This window comes from Desulfurispirillum alkaliphilum (genome assembly GCF_055378285.1).
On the sequence record NZ_AP042405.1, the window covers coordinates 2,600,149 to 2,618,418 of the forward strand.

Sequence of the window (18,270 nt, forward strand, 5' to 3'; positions counted from 1 at the left end):
GGCTGTGTTTTTCGCAACACGAGCGGTTGGTTTATTCCACGACGACCAGCAGATCGCCAGAATCCACTTCATCTCCCTCACCAACCAGTATACGGCTGACTTTGCCGGCCTTCCCGGCAGACACCTTGGTCTCCATCTTCATGGCCTCGGTGATCACCAGCGCCTGGTCTTTCTTCACGCTGTCACCTTCCTTGACCAGTACCTTGAAGACCTTGCCGGGCATGGACGCCGCCAGGTGACCGGCATTGGCGAGATCGGCTTTTTCACGGCTAACCACATTCTTGGACGCTTCATTATCCTTGACGTACACCGTGCGCGCCACACCATTGAGTTCAAAGCGCACGGGCCGGTACCCTTTCTCGTTGGGTTCACCGATGGCGATCAGCTGCACCACGAGGGTTTTGCCCTCTTCGATCTCAATTTCCACCTGTTCGCCAATATCCAGTCCATAGAAGAAAACAGGAGTGTCAAAGACGCTGACATCGCCATACTCATCCACATGTCTGAAGTAATCTTCAAGAACGCGGTCATACAGGGCATAGCTGATGGCATCAATGTCACTGGCTTCAAAGTTGAACTTCGCACTGATGGTTCTGCGCAGACCTTCCAGATCAACGGGCTCAAGCAGTTCACCGGGCCGGCAGGTGATAGCCTCTTCCCCTTTCAGAACGACCTTCTGCAGGTCGGCGGGGAAACCGCCCATGGGCTGCCCCATCATGCCTTTGAAGTAGGAAACGGCGCTGTCCGGGAATCCCATCTTGGCTCCGCGCTCCACCAGTTGCTCTTTTGTCTCGATGTTGTTGCGGATCATGAAGAGGGCCAGGTCGCCGACAACCTTTGAGGACGGGGTCACCTTGACGATATCGCCCAGGATATCATTGACCTCGGCGTACTTGCGTTTGATATCGTCGAAGCGCTCGCCAAGTCCAAGGGATATGGCCTGGGGTCGGAGGTTGGAGTATTGGCCACCGGGGATTTCGTGCTCATAGACTTCCGCATTTCCCGCCTTCAGGCCACTTTCAAAGGGCGCGTAATAATCGCGGATAATTTCAAAGTAGTTGGATATTTTCTGGGCTTGGGCGATATCAATGCCCGGATCGCGTTCAGTGCCCTGCAGTGCGTAGAGAATGGCGTTCAGAGAAGGCTGACTGGTCAGCTCCGCCATGCTGGCCATGGCGAGGTCGACAGCATCGACGCCAGCTTCTGCCGCTTTCATCACGGTCGTGATTGCATTGGCACTGGTGTCGTGGGTGTGGAAGTGGATGGGAATATCAATGGCGTCCTTGAGCGCCTTCACCAGCTCCGTGGCAGCATAGGGCTTCAGCAGGCCAGCCATGTCCTTGATGCCCAGTACATGGGCTCCCATCTTCTCCAGTTCTTTCGCCATGGTGACATAGTACTTCAGGTCATACTTGGAGCGTTTCTTGTCGAGAATATCACCGGTGTAGCAGATGCACGCCTCGGCGACCTTGCCGACTTTTCCGACTTCCTCAATGGCAACTTTCATGCCGTCAAGCCAGTTCAGGGAGTCGAATATGCGGTAGATATCCATCCCTTCGCGGGCAGAAATGCGAATGAACTCACGAACCACATTGTCGGGATAATTGGTGTATCCCACGGCATTGGCGCCGCGCAGCAGCATCTGGAAGAGAGTGTTGGGTATTTCTGCACGCAGCTGCGCCATGCGCTCCCATGGAGATTCCTTGAGGAAACGATAGGCAACATCAAAGGTCGCCCCGCCCCACATTTCATAACTGAACATCTCGGGCATGTGTACGGAGCAGGCACGGGCGATGCGTGTCATATCACGGGTGCGCATGCGCGTGGCAAAAAGCGACTGGTGGGCATCGCGCATGGTCGTGTCGGTTAAGAGCAGGCGCTTCTGCTCCTTCATCCACTTGGCCAGGCCTTCCGGGCCACGCTGGTCGAGAATCTGCTTGGTACCATCCTGAACCGTCATTCCAGCGGTCTTTGGTACCACCGGGGGAAGAAAAGTCACTCCGGCTGGCTTGCCTTTGGGAATCCCATCGGTGCCGTTGACGACAATATTACCGATATACCTGATGGTTTTCGTGGCACGGTCACGCTTCTCACGGAACTGGAAGAGGTGGGGGCTGTCCTCGATATAGCCCGTGTCAGTTTCTCCGAGCAGAAAACGGGGATCGCGCACCACTTTTTCCAGAAAGAGCAGGTTGGTGTTCACGCCGCGAACCCGAAACTCCATGAGGGCGCGGTGCATTTTGCGGGCAGCCTTGTCAAGGGTTTTGCCCCAGGTAGTCACCTTCACCAGCAGCGAATCGTAATGGGGTGATATCACCGAGCCTTCAAAGGCACTGCCCGCATCCAGGCGTACGCCGAAGCCAACGGCACTGCGGTAGGCGGTAATTCGCCCTGTGTCTGGCAGGAAATTATTGGTGGGATCTTCTGTGGTAATGCGGCACTGAATGGCGTATCCGTGAAGGTTAATATCCATCTGACTCTTGATGCCGATTTCCGGCGCATCCATGCTGAGGCCTCTGGCAATATTAATCTGAGCCTGTACAATATCCCAGCCGGTCACCATCTCCGTGACCGTGTGTTCAACCTGAATGCGCGGGTTCATTTCAATGAAGTAGTGTTTGCCGGTCTGATCGACCAGGAATTCCACCGTACCGGCATTGATATAGCCGACTTTTTTCGCCAGAAGCACGGCGTCATCGCAGATGGCTTTCCGCTGGACATCGCTGAGTGTCAGGCAGGGGGCAACTTCGATAACTTTCTGGTGTCGACGCTGAATGGAGCAATCCCGTTCATACATGTGTACGATATTGCCGTGTTCATCACCAAGGATCTGCACCTCAATGTGTTTCGGACGCTCCAGCAGCCGCTCAAGAAAGACCGCGTCACTGCCGAACGCCTTCAGAGCTTCGCTTTTGGCGGACTCAATATTCTCCAGAAGCTGATCCTTGGAGCGCACCACCCGCATGCCGCGACCACCGCCACCGGCAGCTGCCTTGACCATGATGGGATATCCGTGTTCCTTGGCAAAAAGCAAAGCTTCCTGTTGGTTCTTAATGGGCTTAGCGGTTCCGGGAATAACGGGCAGACCCGCCTCAATGGCGATATTCTTCGCCGTAACCTTGTCACCCATCTTCTCGATGATATCGGCCCTGGGGCCGACAAATTTAATGTCATTCTCTTCGCATTTACGGGCGAACTCAGCATTTTCTGCCAGGAATCCGTAGCCAGGATGGATGGCGTCGATATTTTTGGACTTGGCCAGGGCGATAATCCCGTCGATATCCAGGTACGCCTCTATGGGCCCCTTGCCTTCACCCACCAGGTATGCCTCATCGGCCTTGTAGCGATGCAGGCTCAGCAGATCTTCTTTGGAGTAAATGGCGATGGTGGTAATGCCAAGTTCAGTACAGGCACGGAATACCCGGATGGCAATCTCCCCGCGATTGGCAACCAGAAGTCTTTTGATCGTTCGTTTCATTTTTCCCTCTTGATTTTGCGTGTTTTACTGGCACCCCGACCATCAGGGCGGAGTGCCAGTTTTCCCCATACACCAATACAATTAGAGAAAATAACAACGTTTGTCAAACGATAAATCGCAGAAAAACTACCGTGAACTCCACCATGCTGCCACGAAGTGCGCAAATTCGCCATTAAATACATCGATACTTATCTGCCGGCATCCTGCCCCAAGAGTGACCAAAACCATGTGGAGCCCGCGCCCCAAGGCAGAGGAGGATGCAAACAGAGAGTCGGCGAAGGAAATCCGGAGGAAGAGGAGATGGTCAGAACTTCTCAAGATACTTGATGTGCTGCAGTTTCACGTACATCATGGCGGTCATGATGGCATCGCCCAGCGCATCGTGTTTGGCAAAGGGGGGAAGGTCAAGATCATGCATTATGGAATCGAACCGCAGGTCAACGTTTCCCTGGGGAATAGCGGCAATTTTCTTGTCGTAGTAAAGTCCCGATACTTCAATCTGCCGATTGGGCAGCGTAATCCCCAGCATGGGCTTCAGAACCCGATTGACCATGGCCACATCAAATTCCAGGTAGTATCCCACCAGCGGTCTGTTGCCGATAAAGTTCAGGAATTGCCTGATCCCTTCTTCAAGGGGAACGCCGTCCACCAGATCGCAGGTCAGCAGATGGTGAATCTTGATACTCTCCACGCGCATTTCCTGCTGGGGGTTGAAAAAGAGCTCCAGCTTTTCGCTGGTGAGGATCTGATTGCCGCGAATTCTCACCGCGCCGATGGAGATGATTTCATCATGGTGAACATCCAGTCCAGTGGTTTCGCAGTCAAACGAAACCGCCTCCTCACCGGTGTAGGGCTCAAAGAGAAACTCATACTCAGGGTCACGTAACCCCTTACGGTTGAAATACTGCTTTATTGTGTGGAGCATCAGCGCACCATATTGATTCTGAAGTGATGGGTGATGTACTTCTTGAAACGGTCAACGATCTTGAAAACATCGCGCAGCAGGTCGCGCTCAAAATTACTGAGGTCCTTGGGGTTGAGATAGTTGTCCACAACCTTCCCGCGCTCATACTTCTGCAGGTGAATATTCAGTCGCAGGCTCAGCAGGAAGCTCAGCGATTCGATCAGCTCCGTGGCAAATGCCGTATCCAGCACACCCTTGTCGTTGAGCTCCTTGATGCGCTCTATGGTATTGGTGTGTTGACAGTAGTGCTCCAGGGCCAGACTGCGCACGCCATGCACAATCGGGAAAATGGCGCCTTTCTTGATATCCAGCTCTTCACTGCGTCCACGTTTCTCCGTCACGAAATTGGCAAACAGCGACAGGGGTGTCTCAAAAATCAGGGCGTTTTTCGCAAAATTCGCAAAGAACAGGTTATCCTGGCGGATATAGCGATGCATGGCTTCGCGCAATCCTTCATACAGGGCGACATCACCGGCCACAAAGCTGGCGTCTATGAGAATTGCGAAATTCATGGCATTGTCGCCTGCGGGTTCGCTGACCCAGCGCCGCAACTCACTGTCAAAGGCCGCGAGACTCTTGCACCAGTAGGGGTTCACCACCATCACACCACCGGGGCATTCGGGGAAACCAAAGGATATCAAAGCATCGGTAAAGTCTTTTGTTATCTGGCGCAGTTCGGGGTGCTCAAAGCCATCGCGCAGTATCAGCGCGTTATCCTGATCAGTGCGCAGCGTCTGCTCCTTGCGTCCTTCACTGCCCAGAATGATCAGCGCGGAGTTCTCGATGAGCTCCGGTGGGGCCACCAGTTCATAGAGTTTTTTATAGATTTTCGTGTTCAGATCACCCAGGAGCTTGGTGATATGGCGCACTTTCACGCCCTGCTGCTGCAGGGATTTAATAAGATAAACCACATCACTGCTGGCCGCCTTGAGTTCGTCCACCGTCCTGGCCTGCTGAATCTGCATGTTGGTCAGGTGCGCCTTGGAAGAGATGGAGCTGAGCAGGTCAATCTGCTCCAGAACGCCGACGGTCTTCCCGTCACGCTGAACAATTATTCTCTTGATTGAGTGCTCGATCAGCAGCAGCAAAGCATTAAAGAGGAAGTCCGACTCCTCGATGGTGATCAGTTTTTTGACCACAATGGTGCCGATAGCGGTATCGTAGGAGAGATCGGGCAGAATCACTTTTTCCCGCAGATCCGTGTTGGTGACGAGGCCCTCGCCACCATCGGGAAACTGCACGATAAGCGAGTCCGATTTGTTCTGACTCATGCAGGCGACCGCATCGCGGATACTGGCGTCATGGCTGACAACCACCGGAGGATGCACCACGCAGTCCCTGACCCTGGTGGCCATGAACGACGCCATTTCCTTATTGATGTCCCGCTCCAGCAGCGCGTTCATCTTTTCCGAAAGGTTATGGAGAAAGTAGCTTTCAAATGCGGCATCACTCTTGATCAGCTGCAGAAAGATCTCTTTCTTCAGGACAAAACAAAGTGTCTCCTCGGCAGCTATATACTGATGCCGAACGCGGTTCTGCAGAAGGGACGCGGCGTCAAAACTGTCTTTCACCGCGTAAAACGAGGAATTCTCCTCCTCGTCAATCTCCTCAACCATGCCCTTGGCGATGATATAGTAGTATTCCGGTTCCTGGCCACGCTGCATGATAATGTCGCGATTGCGATAATACGCCACATCTATATTGGCGAGCACACTCCCGAAACGCTCTTCCTCAAGGGAACAGAAGGGCTCTACACTTGAAAAAAAGACCCGATGGTCGAGGGTATTCAAAGACATGCCGGAACCTCCACTGCAACCGCTTTCATATGTATTTTATTCCCTCTGACTCAATGCCGGTCTGTGACCGTACGAACTGAGCCTTGTACGCTTCTCGCTCCTTCTGCCCCTCCTCACTCTTATCGGTTATCGAGAAAAACCAGATACCGATAAAAGCAAGGGGAATGGTGAAGATGGCTGGGAAAGCGTACGGGAACAGGGCTTCGGCGAAGCCGAAGGTATCTCTCCAGACGATGGGACCAGTCAGAATCAGCAGCAATACACTGACGAGTCCGAGGCCACCGCCGATGACAGCACCCCGCGTGGTGAGCTTTGACCAGAACATGGAAAGGAACAGGACAGGGAAATTGGCGCTGGCGGCAATGGAGAAGGCCACCCCCACCATAATGGCAATATTCTGATGTTCAAAGGCGATACCCAGCAGAATCGCCAGGATACCAATGCCCAGTGCCGCACGGCGTGAGATCTTCATCAGCTCGCTGTCGGAGACCTTTCCTTTGCGCAGGATACTTCCGTAGAGGTCATGGGAGACCGCCGAGGCACCTGCCAGGGTCAGAGCCGAAACGACGGCAAGGATAGTGGCAAAGGCAACAGCGGAAATGAAGCCCAGGAAGAAATCTCCCCCCACCGCATGGGCAAGGTGCAGCGCCACGATATTTTCGCCGCCCAGCAGACGTCCCATCGCATCAAGATAATTGGGATTGGTGGAAACCAGTATGATCGCGCCAAAGCCAATGGTGAAGGTAAGAATATAGAAATACCCGATAAAGCCCGTGGCATAGAAAACCGATTTCCGCGCCTCCTTGGCATTGGAGACCGTAAAGAAGCGCATGAGGATATGGGGCAGGCCCGCCGCACCAAAAATCAGCGCCAGCCCCAGCGAAATGGCGGATATCGGATCAGCGAGCATTTTGCCGGGCACCATGATCCCCCACCTGAAGCGGTGAATTTCCACAGCGCGCATGGAAAGGAATTCATAGCTGAAACCAACCACGTAAAGAGATGCCACTGCCAGGAAGGTTGCGCCGAACAGCAGCATGATGGCCTTGATAATCTGTACCCAGGTGGTAGCCAGCATGCCACCGAAGGAAACGTAGACAATCATCAGAATGCCAATGATAATCACTGCGGCACTGTAGGGCACACCGAAGAGTATCTGAATCAGCTTCCCTCCACCCACCATCTGGGCAATCAGGTAGAACAGCACCACGGAAAGGGAACCACAGGCCGCCAGAGTACGTATGGGCTTCTGACGCAACCGGTACGATGCCACATCGGCAAAAGTGTATTTCCCCAGGTTGCGCAGTTGTTCTGCAATCAGAAAAAGGATGATGGGCCATCCCACCAGAAAACCGACGGAAAAGATAAACCCGTCATATCCGTAGAGATAGATAAGCCCCGTGATTCCCAGGAAAGACGCGGCTGACATATAGTCGCCCGCAATGGCCAGACCATTCTGCATGGCAGAAATACCGCCACCGGAAGCGTAAAAATCCTTGGCCGTACGCGTACGCTTGGCTGACATATAGACGATCACCAGGGTAATGAACACAAAAACAAGGAAAATCAGTGCTGCCTCCCAGCTCCCACCGGTACGCGACAGCTCTACGATTGGCTGCGCAATGGCAGAAGAAACGGCAAACAAACAGACCAGCAGGGTAAACAGGCATATCAGCGCAATTTTCATAGAGACTCTCCACTGTGCTCTTTGCGTTGGGCTTCCGCCTCCATGACGGCCTTGCGCACCTCTTCATTCAAGGTGTCGTACACCGCATTGGCCCGGCGCACATAGACACCGGTGAGCACAAAGGCGACCACAATGACCCCGATAGCAATGGGAATGCCCATGGGAATGACCTGGTAGCGCAGGAAAGGAACAGGATAGGCGTAGATGGCCGGAAAAAAAGCCAGACCAAGCAGAAAGAAACCGTAGACCCCCAGCATCGTGCCAGTCAACCGCCACACAAATGCATTGCGGCGTTTGACCATCTCCTGGAACCTGGGATTGTCGTATATCGCGTTAACAACCTTCGTATCCATAACGCACCACCTTCTTTATGATCATAAGCGAACTCTATGGAAAAGGGCGCACCCTCAGAAAACAGGCTGTGATCGCACCGTGGCAGCATCAGACGGCATACTTCCGAAATACACGTACGCTGACGCTGCCGGAGAGTACCATGGCAAATCAGGCAGCAGTGCGTCTACACGAAAGACTCCCCGTTGTCCGGGGCCCGTGTACTCAATTATCAGGAGCAATTGTCCTTGCTCATAACCACTTCTGTCAACAGTTAATTTCACATGGGCCATATCTTCCTCAAGCACGTGAGCAAGGGGGATCACGGCGAAATCCTCTTCTCTCACCATATGGCGGGAATTTTCCGCGAAAGTGAATTCGTCACCAGAGGAGGGCCACCAGGTACCGTCTGCCCAATACTCCACCTGGACCGGCACCTCCGCAAGAAACCGTTGATTCTGCGTATCGTACTGTGCAATGGCATTCCGCAGGCGCAGCCTTGCAGGAGCAACCAGTGGCGGCACAAAGAGCGCTGTGGCACTTACAGCATCCCGGTCGCGAACGGCAAACGCCAGCGGCACTGCCGATTCGACTCCTGCCTGCCACAACGGCAGAGTGGGCATTTCCCCCACATGGGCCGCAACATACTGCCCATGATCAAAATATCCCGCGCTGTCCGTAAACGGATTGCCATTCACCAGGATGTTGCCGGCATGTCCATGGTAGCTGTCACACTCGCCATGATAGTCCGTTTTCACGCTCCCGTCCCCAAGGCGCGCCACAGCCGCGGGCATCAGAAAGTACTCCCCCTTGTCATACAGAACAGAGGGCGCGCTCAGTACGCTCCCATCGACCCCCAGCACCACGGCGGTGACACCCAGGGAGAAAGCGTGCGCAGGCAGACACTCCTCGGCGAACCCCTGCGAGCACAGCCACAACGCAAAGACCGCCCCCCAAAGCCCCCTCACGAACATGATATCCTCCGCTCTTTGCATACTCCGACACTCGTTTTCCCCAGCCGATCACCACAAGACTAACACAGACTTCAATGGAACTCACCCCCGAACACCTTCTGAGATGCCATCTTGAAGGCGATGGCTTCTCAGATAATTCTTTTCTCGCACAGGGGTATTTGCTACCATACGCACAAATTACCTGAGGAGCATGCACGATGAGGATAATCCCTGCTGACAAACTTGAAGTTGGCATGGTCATGGGAGAGCAGATAGAAGTTGCCGGGCAGATCATGCTGGCCCGTGGCGCTGTCCTGACACAACCTTATATAGATAAGCTCCGGCATATGGGCCTGAGCAACGTCACCATAGACGACAGCCTCAGCCAGGATATTGAGATGGAGTCCACCATCGACCAGGAGACCCACCGCAAGGGAACAAAAGTGGTGCGCCAGGCCTTTCAGGACACCCAGGAGGTTCTTGAATCCATCCGCGAGGAGGTTCAGGGGGAGGCAGAAGCCGCGCTGGACAACAGCAAGTTCACCAGTTTCATCAAGAACTCTCCAGCCTTCAACGCCGTCATTGACTATACCCGCGAGCTGCTGGAGAAGATTATCAATTCATCGGGAGGCATCGCCCTCAACAGCATCAAGCAACATGATGCCCAGACCTTTCAGCACTCCATAGACGTCACTGCCATGGCCCTTACCCTCGGGCGCGAACTGAAACTGCCCGATCGCCACCTGGAAGATCTGGCCTTTGGTACCATCCTTCACGACATCGGCAAGATCATGATACCCCGCAAAATACTGGATAGTCCTCTCAGCAGCCTGTCAAGGCAGGAGATTGCCCTTCTGAAAACCCACTCACTGCTGGGAAGGCGCATGCTGCTGAATAATTCTCGCATATCCCAGCGCATACGCTCGGTCACCGTCGTCACCCAGCACCATGAATATCACGATGGCAGTGGATTTCCCTATGGCCTGAAGGGAAGTCAGGAGCCCTGGAGTGTCAATGACACCAAGCACCTCAGCGGCATCTCACACCTTGCGGAAATAACCAATATCGTCAACACTTTTGACAATCTCACCAGCGACAGTCAGCACCGGCCGGCTCTGAGTTATATTGATGCCGCCTATATCATGACCAACCGTTTCTACAACCGTTTTCACCCAGCGTACCTGGACGCTTTCCTGCGCATCCTCAATATATTTCCCCCAGGAGCCAATATTCAGATACCCCATGGGGAGTACCAGGGCTACCTGGGAACAGTGGTAAAAAGCAACTCCGAGGATCGCTTCAGTCCGGTAATTCGCCTCTTTTTTGACGCAAACCGGGAAAAACTGGCAGAACCCATTGACATAGACCTCTCAACCAATGATAGTATTCAGCTGAAAAGGCGCTCAGTGGAAGAACTGAAGAGCATGGAGATTCATCTCCTCTGATTCATGGGCTTCTTCTGGGACATAATGACAGCATTTCCCTTAAAACCTTTCCTTGTGTCACAGACCAACACTATCGTATCAAGGATGATATCAGGTAAATCATTGTCTTTTTTTCACTGCTCATAAAGTTACCGATGCGAATATTACCAGTACGCATTATATTAAATTTTCAAAACAAGGAGGCATGATATGGCCAAAAAGGACACCATAGATAAGCTGATCAAGAAAATTAACGCATTCGAGAAAGCCTACAAGAGCGCTATCGACAGTCGCACCAAGAAGCTTGGCATCACCCCTTCGCAGTTCAAGGTGCTCAAAGCACTCAGTGAACAGGGCGAAATGAAACACAAGGATCTCACCGACATCACCCTGATAACCAAGGGCACTCTGACCGGCGTGGTCAACCGCCTCGAAGGAGCCGGCCTCGTGGTCAGAAAACGTGACAAAAAAGACTCACGAGCTCAAATTGTCTCCCTGACAGAAAAAGGTGTCGCTCGCTACGAGAAGCTGAACCAGGACTACAAGAAAATCGTCAGTGGTATTTTCAGCAGTGAAACCGAAGATCGACTCAAGACACACATCAATAACCTGAACGCCCTGCAGGCCATTGTAGAGGCGAACTCCCTCTAACCCGGAAGTTTCTTGAAGAAAAGGCAGACAGTTCACAGACTGTCTGCCTTTTTATTTGCGTTGTTCACGATACCATTGCGGATCACTTTGCTGCGCTGTATCCTGGACGCAAAGACCTACCCCACCGACCAGACCTGGACGTACGCCTGGAACATGAACACTTAAGCGTCCAGAGCAGAGATTCCCTTTTTGTCAGGGGCAGCCGTTTCAATTTCCCTGAGCTTCGGTTGCATGCCACGGCGAACGTCCTGTCAAAGGCAGCTTCACCAGAAACTCCATTCCACCAGCATTTCGCCTGGCCTCAATCACCCCGCCATGGGCCTCCACAATGCGACGACACAAGGCCAGCCCAAGCCCGGTGCCTGGTATGGTAACAGGGTGTTCTTTGTGGCTACGGAAAAAAGGTCGAAAAAGGTGGGGCAGGTCCGCCTCAGGTACAGGGTTACCAGTGCTGCAGACGCTCAGGAAAAAATAACCTTCCTGAACTTCCGCGTGTAACCTGATCGGCGTACCACTGGCACGATATTTCACTGCGTTGTCCAGCAAGTTCTGACAGACACGATGCATCATTTCCGGATCAATGCTTGCTGCAGGCAGAAATTGTGGCTGCAGAAAATGCAGAGAATCGTGGGGATGGTGGCGCTGAAAGCGCTGAACAACGTCAGCCAGAAAACCACTCAGATCAGTGAAATGCCTTCGCAGGGGAAAGCTGTCAATGGTAACAGGAGCTTCACCCCGGCGGGTATGGCCAAGCACGCTGCTCACCAGATGATCCAGCTCGCGAATATCCGCTTCCATTTCCTTCAGTCGCGCCATGGTCTGCGGCACATTTCCTGGGACTTCTTCGCAGAGTTCCAAGGCAACACGCAGGCGCGCCAGAGGTGTTCTGATTTCATGGGAAATATTGGCAAACAGCTCGCGCTCACGCTGAATGCGCTCTTCAAGTTGACTCGCCATATCATCCAGGGCCCGAGCCAGTTCACCTACTTCGTCGTTACGTACGATGCCGCTGCGCGACCGCAAATTCCCCATAGCCAACTGACGGGCATTTTGCGTCAACTGTTCCAGCGGACGAGTGAGCGCTCTGGCCAGGGGAAAAGATACCACCGCAATGGTGATAAAAACCGTGGCCAGGGTCAGTAGAAAGCGGCTGCCATGAGCTGGCGTGTTACTGGATAACAACAGGTAGGCAGGTGGCGTGGTCTCCAGTGCTATGGCATGTACCCACTGCTTCTGGCGAAGAGGATGCCAACGGCCGATTTTTTCTCTCTCCTTCTCCCCAAGGGGTCGGGGGATGATATCCCCGGCTAGCGCGATGGGCTGCCCATCCAGACGATAAATCGCACTGTTGATGCCTTCCTGCGCCAGCAGATCCAGTGTAGGCTGCAGTACCTCCAGATCCGGGGCGTGACGTGAGAGCTCCAGCGTAAGAAATCGGGAGAGCTGTTCAGCGCGGCCTGCATATCGGGATTCCACCGGCACGAAGATAGCCAGCAGGGTGCCCGCAGCAGCAACGACAATAAGCAGCAACAATCCATTGAGATAGATGCGCCAGAAAAGACGACGGGAAATATTCATTGCCTGCCCCCTGCTACGAACTGGTAGCCTGCACCGTGTACGGTTCGAATCATCTTCACAGGACGTGAGTTATCACCCAGCTTCTGGCGCAATCGCGAAATATGCACATCGACGGATCGGTCAAAGGCATCATCAGAACTTCCACGGGCAAGCTCCATAAGACGTTCACGGGACAGCACCTGGCCCGCATTACTGGCCAGGGCGTACAGAAGGGCAAACTCATAACTGGTCAGATCAAGCCTCGAACTGTCCAGGGTTGCCTGCAAAGCCTCAGGCTCAAGGCACAGACTCCCAACCTGCAACACGGCATGACGCGGACCCACCTGCCCCCGCATCCGGCGAGTAAAAGCACGGATGCGGGCCAGCAGTTCACGAGGCGAATAGGGTTTCGCGATATAGTCATCGGCTCCCACCTCCAGGCCAAGAACTTTGTCCGCTTCTTCGCCCCGCGCTGTGGTAATGAGTATGGGAATATCGGAATGACCGCGAAGTTGCTGGCAGACCGATATCCCATCACGCCCAGGCAGGCCGAGATCAAGAAGGATGACATCATAACGGTGGCGCAATGCCTCCCGCAGACCGCGTTCTCCACCCTCACCACCAACCCATGACTCTGCAGATACTCGCTGATCAGTTGAGCCAAACGTCGATCGTCTTCTATAATCAGGATATGGATAAGCGGTTGATTTTCCACAGGCGCCTTTCCGATACACTCCAACAGGGCTACAGTTCGACCAATTTCATATGCTCTGCGGCGTACTCGGTGATGTCAATAGAGAAATGCAGGAAATAGTCGGGAAAGTCCACCAGTGGTATCCAGTAAGCATCCAGGATCATGCCAAATTCCTTCAAGTATCCGACCCGCCGTTGCGCACTCTGTTCACGCAGGGCAAGATTTGCCAGGCACCCCTTGTGACTCTCTTTCGTTCCCTGGTCCGAACAGCGGGCACCCGGCACACACCCAAGCGCTTCTGCCAGGGCATTACGCTCCATAATTATTCTCGTGCGGTGCACCAGCATGACAGGAAAGGGGAAGTTCCCCCAATAGATGCGAAAATACTGTTTCATTTCCTGACTTAACTCTGGCGCCTGGTCTCCCTTGGTTCTGTCTTCACTCATACTCCCCTCCGAGCGTGTTTCTTTTCCAGATGTTCAACTACCTTTTGCCGCTGCTCTGAAGTCAGCAACGCATTGATTTCCAGAACGCGATCCAGGGTCCGATGACCAAATTCCGCCAGGTCACGTGAGCGCTCGCTCAGTTGAGCGTGGAGCAGCTCCTGATCCGGGGAATCGGTGAAGATACGCATAACGCGATCTGCGGAACCTTGTTGACGCACTTCGATCCCGTCTTCAATAATCGCATGCGCGATGGCGCGAATCGCCACCTGCTGTTCCTCGCTGGCGTCTATCATCCGCAGCATTCTCTCCATACGCTTGTCGAGATGTCGCACCAGTTTCTCCTGATTCTGACCGGAAAGCATGGCTGCGTGACCACCCTTATGGTAGTGAGTACAGGCATTCACAAAAAGAACAAGAAACACAAAGGCAAGAAACACCAATAATAACGTGTACCATTTCATGGCAATACTCCTTTCAACGGGACAATGCCCGGGAATACGGAGTACTCTGCCATACAAAGTTTGCGCACGTTTTTCGCCAGTATGAAGAAATGTGAAGCGCTGAAGGGAAAATACAGAAACACCCCTGACCCGGAAGCCAGGGGTGATGAGAAACGAATGGCAGGACACGAGGGACTCGAACCCCCAGCCCCCGGTTTTGGAGACCGGTGCTCTACCAATTGAGCTAGTGTCCTGTAGTGGGCAACAGTGGGAGTTTATAAAGGAAATCCCGTCGCCGGTCAAGGGTTTTTACTTCATCACCTTCAGGGAGATGTCCATGGAGCGCGATGAATGGGTGATATATCCGGTTGAGATGATATCGGGTTTGAGTTTGCAGTAACTCTCCAGGTTGGTGAGGTTGACACCACCGGAGATCTCGGTCAGTACCTGTTTGTCGATATACTCAATGGCACGGCCATACTCGTCCAGGGTCATGTTGTCCAGCAGGATGATATCGGCGCCGGCATCCAGGGCTTCCTTCACCTCATCCATGGTGCGGGCTTCCACTTCCACGCGAATCGTGTGGGGAATGACTGCACGCACCTTTTCAACGGCGGCGGTAATGCTGCCACAGAAATCGATATGGTTATCCTTGATCATCACGCCGTCAAAGAGACCCATGCGGTGGTTGGCGCCGCCGCCATCGCGCACTGCTTTTTTTTCGAAAACTCGATAGCCGGGCATGGTCTTGCGGGTATCGCAGATTTTCACGCCATAGGGCTCAGCGATATCCACAAACTTACGGGTCAGCGTGGCAATGCCCGAGAAGTGCTGAATAAAATTGAGCAGGGTACGTTCCACGGTGAGGATCTTGCGGATACAGCCCCGCACCTCAAAGAGCTTGTCGCCCTTTCTGGCCATGGTCCCGCTGCGCATATAGGGAATATAGACGGTTTTCCCATCAAGACGCAGCAGGAGTTTGTTGATCATAAACTGTCCGCTGAAGATGAGATCTTCCTTGGCAACGGCATAGGCCAGGCCTTCAGTGTCAGTGGGGAAAATGGCTTCGGAAGTGAGATCGCCGGTGCCGATATCTTCGGTGAGTGCCAGGTCCAGCAGGGTATCAACAAAGTGGTTCACAGGTGCTCCTTCATTTGGGCCATATTGGTCTGCAGTTTTTCCAGAATGGCCTTGAGTTCTTCGTGGCGGTGGCGATCCTTGAGAATGACCTCTTCAGCGGCTTTTTTCAGAAAGCCCTCATTGGAAAGCTTTTTGTCATATACGCTGAAATCCTTGTATACTTTATCATACTCTTTTTGCAGTCGCTGCAGTTCCGCCTCAAAGTCCACAATATCAGCCAGAGGCAGCAGGATTTCGCCATAACTGGTAACGGCACTGACCATTCCCTTGCGCCCGCGAAGCTCCTGAACATCCTGGGCTCTGTGCAGGGTCTGCACCCGGGCCAGGGCCATAAAGTAATCGCTGTACTGACTGGCGGCTGCCTGCAGCTGCTGGTCATCGGTTATGAGATAGGCCTCAAGGAGCTGGGCCGGCGAGATGTTCATTTCACCACGCACACTGCGCACGGAATCAATGGAGGCCATGACCTTCTCCATCACAGCGATGGGTTCGGCATGGGCGGAAAGATCGAGTTCCACGGGGAAGTGGTCGATGACCACCGATTCGCCATGGCCAGGCAGCTGCTGATAGATCTCCTCGGTGACAAAAGGCATAAAGGGGTGCAGCAGCTTCATGGAGGTGAGCAGGCAGTGGCACAGCACCGCCGAAGCGCCGGCCTTCTCCTTATCACTGCCTTTATAGAGGCGGTGTTTGGCAAGCTCGATATACCAGTCGCACAGCTCCTGCCAGATAAAGCGGTAGATGGCTGCGGATGCCTCATTGAACTGATAGCCATCCAGGCCGCGCCGCACTTCGGCGATGGTGGCATTCAGGCGCCCCAGAATCCAGGCGTCGCTGATGGCGAGATTTTCCGGCAACTGACTGGAAGGTTTTTCCGGCATGGTATGCAGGGTGAAGCGCAGGGCGTTCCACATCTTGTTCACAAAGGTGGTGTAGCCTTCAATGCGGTCGATATCCAGCTTGATATCCCGCCCCTGTCCGGCCTGGGAAATCAGGGTGAAGCGCAGGGCATCGGCGCCGTACTGGTCGATGATGCCCAGGGGGTCAATGACGTTGCCCACGGACTTGGACATCTTGCGGCCATACTTGTCCCGCACCAGGGCGTGGATATACACTTCCTGGAAGGGCTTCTGATCGGTAAAGGTGTAGCCGGCCATGATCATGCGGGCCACCCAGAAGAAGATGATATCAAAGGCCGTCACCAGCACCGAGGTGGGGTAGAACTTCTCCAGGGTTGCGGTGCTGCCGGGCCAGCCCATGGTGGCAAAAGGCCACAGCTGGGAGCTGAACCAGGTGTCCAGCACGTCGTCATCCTGGCGGATGTGGGCCGAGGAGCACTTTTCACAGCGCTGTACTTCCATTTCCACCGTCACGGTGATATGTCCGCACTCCTCACAGTACCAGGCGGGAATACGGTGCCCCCACCACAGCTGGCGCGAGATGCACCAGTCGCGGATATTGTCCATCCAGTGGAAGTAGGTCTTCTCCCAGTTTTCGGGGACAAAGCGCACTTCTTTGGTACGCACGGCGTCACTGGCCTTCTGGGCCATAACCTCCACGTTCACGTACCACTGATCGCTCAGGTACGGCTCCACAATGGCACCGGAGCGCTCTGCCTTGCCCACCGAGTGCAGGTGTTTGTCCACCTTCACCAGCAGTCCGGCGCTCTCCAGGTCTTCCAGAATAGCCTTGCGGGCCGCGAAGCGTTCCATGCGGCGATACTTGACCGGGGCGTTGTCATTGATGTGGGCGCTGTCGGTGAATATATTGATCATCTGCAGGCCGTGGCGCTTGCCGATTTCAAAGTCGTTGAAGTCATGGGCGGGGGTAACCTTCATGGCCCCGCTGCCAAACTCCCGGTCCACGTAATCGTCGCCGATAACGGGAATGGTGCGATCGCACAGGGGCAGCACAACCCGTTTGCCAACCAGGTGGCGGTAGCGATCATCTTCGGGGTGGACGATAACCGCCGTATCGCCCAGCAGGGTTTCAGGGCGGGTGGTGGCGATGACAAAGGATTCGTCGCTGCCCTCGACGGGATAGCGGATATAGTACATGGCGCCTTCCACGTCCTCGTGGATGACTTCCAGGTCGCTGAGGGAGGTCTGCTGCACCGGGCACCAGTTCACCAGGCGTTTGCCGCGATAGATAATGCCTTCGTGGTAGAGGCGCACAAAGGCTTCCATCACACCACGGTTGCACTGCTCATCCATGGTGAAGCGCTCGCGCTCCCAGTCACAGGAGCAGCCCAGGCGCTTGAGCTGTTCCACAATCATGCTGCCGGAGTGCTCTTTCCACTCCCACACCTTTTCCAGGAACGCTTCACGGCCCAGCTGCACCCGGTCAATTCCCTTTGCGGCCAGCTGCTTCTCCACCACAATCTGGGTGGCAATGGAAGCGTGGTCGGTGCCGGGCAGCCACAGGGCCTCGTAGCCATCCATGCGTTTATAGCGGGTGAGAACATCCTGCAGGGTCATGCACAGGGCGTGGCCGATGTGCAGATAGCCCGTGACATTGGGTGGAGGAATGACAATGGAGTAGGCGGGTTTTGAGCTATGTTCATCGGCATGGAAGTAGTTCTTGTCAAGCCATGCCTGGTACCATTTGCGTTCGCTTTGCTGAGAGTCGTAGTACTTTGCCAGTGAAGACATGGTTTCCCCTTGTAAATGAAGTCGCAGCAGTATAGATGATGGCCTGGCAGTTGACAAGA

General features: G+C 54.1%; 13 protein-coding genes, 1 tRNA gene and 1 pseudogene. 2 read left to right on the forward strand and 13 right to left on the reverse strand.

The features are described from left to right. Nucleotides 1-31: 31 nt before the first annotated feature. The 6 genes from ACZ46I_RS11675 to ACZ46I_RS11700 form a co-directional block, all read right to left on the reverse strand. On the reverse strand, nucleotides 32-3,478 hold the full coding sequence (locus ACZ46I_RS11675; protein WP_464280895.1) for a pyruvate carboxylase: 3,447 nt from the start codon (nucleotides 3,476-3,478) through the stop codon (nucleotides 32-34). A 304-nt stretch (nucleotides 3,479-3,782) separates the two neighbouring features. Then, nucleotides 3,783-4,403, reverse strand: a complete 621-nt coding sequence (locus ACZ46I_RS11680) for a 3'-5' exonuclease (RefSeq protein WP_013505686.1) — start codon at nucleotides 4,401-4,403, stop codon at nucleotides 3,783-3,785. Next, on the reverse strand, nucleotides 4,403-6,238 hold the full coding sequence (locus tag ACZ46I_RS11685) for a putative nucleotidyltransferase substrate binding domain-containing protein (RefSeq protein WP_013505685.1): 1,836 nt from the start codon (nucleotides 6,236-6,238) through the stop codon (nucleotides 4,403-4,405). Before ACZ46I_RS11685 ends, ACZ46I_RS11680 begins: the two co-directional genes overlap by 1 nt. Before the next feature lie 25 nt (nucleotides 6,239-6,263). Beyond that, on the reverse strand, nucleotides 6,264-7,925 hold the full coding sequence (actP, locus tag ACZ46I_RS11690; RefSeq protein ID WP_464280896.1) for a cation/acetate symporter ActP: 1,662 nt from the start codon (nucleotides 7,923-7,925) through the stop codon (nucleotides 6,264-6,266). After that, nucleotides 7,922-8,278 carry a DUF485 domain-containing protein gene (locus tag ACZ46I_RS11695; RefSeq protein ID WP_226508902.1) on the reverse strand — a complete coding sequence of 119 codons (357 nt, stop codon included), beginning with the start codon at nucleotides 8,276-8,278 and terminating at the stop codon, nucleotides 7,922-7,924. The genes actP and ACZ46I_RS11695 overlap by 4 nt, the downstream gene beginning before the upstream one ends. A gap of 54 nt (nucleotides 8,279-8,332) precedes the next feature. Further along, nucleotides 8,333-9,013 (reverse strand): hypothetical protein, encoded by a 681-nt coding sequence (locus tag ACZ46I_RS11700; protein WP_464280897.1) that lies wholly within the window; start codon nucleotides 9,011-9,013, stop codon nucleotides 8,333-8,335. A 413-nt stretch (nucleotides 9,014-9,426) separates the two neighbouring features. Between ACZ46I_RS11700 and ACZ46I_RS11705 the strand changes: the two genes are divergently transcribed. Beyond that, a complete protein-coding gene (locus ACZ46I_RS11705; protein WP_464280898.1) occupies nucleotides 9,427-10,653 on the forward strand; it encodes an HD-GYP domain-containing protein in 1,227 nt (408 codons plus the stop codon). Nucleotides 10,654-10,842: 189 nt separating this feature from the next. After that, entirely contained in the window at nucleotides 10,843-11,283 is a 441-nt protein-coding gene (locus ACZ46I_RS11710) for a MarR family winged helix-turn-helix transcriptional regulator (RefSeq protein ID WP_013505680.1), read from the forward strand. Between the two features lie 207 nt (nucleotides 11,284-11,490). Here the strand turns inward: ACZ46I_RS11710 and ACZ46I_RS11715 are convergent, their stop codons facing one another. From ACZ46I_RS11715 to ACZ46I_RS11745, 7 genes and pseudogenes are all read right to left on the reverse strand, one after another. Further along, entirely contained in the window at nucleotides 11,491-12,861 is a 1,371-nt protein-coding gene (locus ACZ46I_RS11715; protein ID WP_013505679.1) for a HAMP domain-containing sensor histidine kinase, read from the reverse strand. After that, a pseudogene (locus tag ACZ46I_RS11720) lies at nucleotides 12,858-13,555 on the reverse strand (response regulator transcription factor). The gene ACZ46I_RS11715 and the pseudogene ACZ46I_RS11720 overlap by 4 nt, the downstream one beginning before the upstream one ends. A 29-nt stretch (nucleotides 13,556-13,584) precedes the next feature. Beyond that, the gene (locus ACZ46I_RS11725; protein WP_464280899.1) at nucleotides 13,585-13,980 is read right to left on the reverse strand and encodes a hypothetical protein; all 396 of its coding nucleotides are present in this window, start codon (nucleotides 13,978-13,980) and stop codon (nucleotides 13,585-13,587) included. Continuing rightward, on the reverse strand, nucleotides 13,977-14,441 hold the full coding sequence (locus ACZ46I_RS11730; protein WP_013505676.1) for a hypothetical protein: 465 nt from the start codon (nucleotides 14,439-14,441) through the stop codon (nucleotides 13,977-13,979). The genes ACZ46I_RS11725 and ACZ46I_RS11730 overlap by 4 nt, the downstream gene beginning before the upstream one ends. Before the next feature lie 157 nt (nucleotides 14,442-14,598). After that, a tRNA-Trp gene (locus ACZ46I_RS11735) sits at nucleotides 14,599-14,674 on the reverse strand. Between the two features lie 55 nt (nucleotides 14,675-14,729). After that, entirely contained in the window at nucleotides 14,730-15,560 is an 831-nt protein-coding gene (nadC, locus tag ACZ46I_RS11740; RefSeq protein ID WP_013505675.1) for a carboxylating nicotinate-nucleotide diphosphorylase, read from the reverse strand. After that, a complete protein-coding gene (locus ACZ46I_RS11745) occupies nucleotides 15,557-18,211 on the reverse strand; it encodes a valine--tRNA ligase (protein WP_464280900.1) in 2,655 nt (884 codons plus the stop codon). The genes nadC and ACZ46I_RS11745 overlap by 4 nt, the downstream gene beginning before the upstream one ends. Between the last annotated feature and the right edge of the window lie 59 nt (nucleotides 18,212-18,270).

Excerpts from the sequence above, each read along its gene's own strand:
- ACZ46I_RS11715 (WP_013505679.1), bottom strand. The coding sequence starts at position 12,861 with ATGAATATTTCCCGTCGTCTTTTCTGGCGCATCTATCTCAATGGATTG.
- ACZ46I_RS11675 (WP_464280895.1), bottom strand. The coding sequence starts at position 3,478 with ATGAAACGAACGATCAAAAGACTTCTGGTTGCCAATCGCGGGGAGATT.
- ACZ46I_RS11705 (WP_464280898.1), top strand. The coding sequence starts at position 9,427 with ATGAGGATAATCCCTGCTGACAAACTTGAAGTTGGCATGGTCATGGGA.
- ACZ46I_RS11745 (WP_464280900.1), bottom strand. The coding sequence starts at position 18,211 with ATGTCTTCACTGGCAAAGTACTACGACTCTCAGCAAAGCGAACGCAAA.
- ACZ46I_RS11680 (WP_013505686.1), bottom strand. The coding sequence starts at position 4,403 with ATGCTCCACACAATAAAGCAGTATTTCAACCGTAAGGGGTTACGTGAC.
- ACZ46I_RS11725 (WP_464280899.1), bottom strand. The coding sequence starts at position 13,980 with ATGAGTGAAGACAGAACCAAGGGAGACCAGGCGCCAGAGTTAAGTCAG.
- ACZ46I_RS11695 (WP_226508902.1), bottom strand. The coding sequence starts at position 8,278 with ATGGATACGAAGGTTGTTAACGCGATATACGACAATCCCAGGTTCCAG.
- actP (WP_464280896.1), bottom strand. The coding sequence starts at position 7,925 with ATGAAAATTGCGCTGATATGCCTGTTTACCCTGCTGGTCTGTTTGTTT.
- ACZ46I_RS11730 (WP_013505676.1), bottom strand. The coding sequence starts at position 14,441 with ATGAAATGGTACACGTTATTATTGGTGTTTCTTGCCTTTGTGTTTCTT.
- ACZ46I_RS11710 (WP_013505680.1), top strand. The coding sequence starts at position 10,843 with ATGGCCAAAAAGGACACCATAGATAAGCTGATCAAGAAAATTAACGCA.
- ACZ46I_RS11685 (WP_013505685.1), bottom strand. The coding sequence starts at position 6,238 with ATGTCTTTGAATACCCTCGACCATCGGGTCTTTTTTTCAAGTGTAGAG.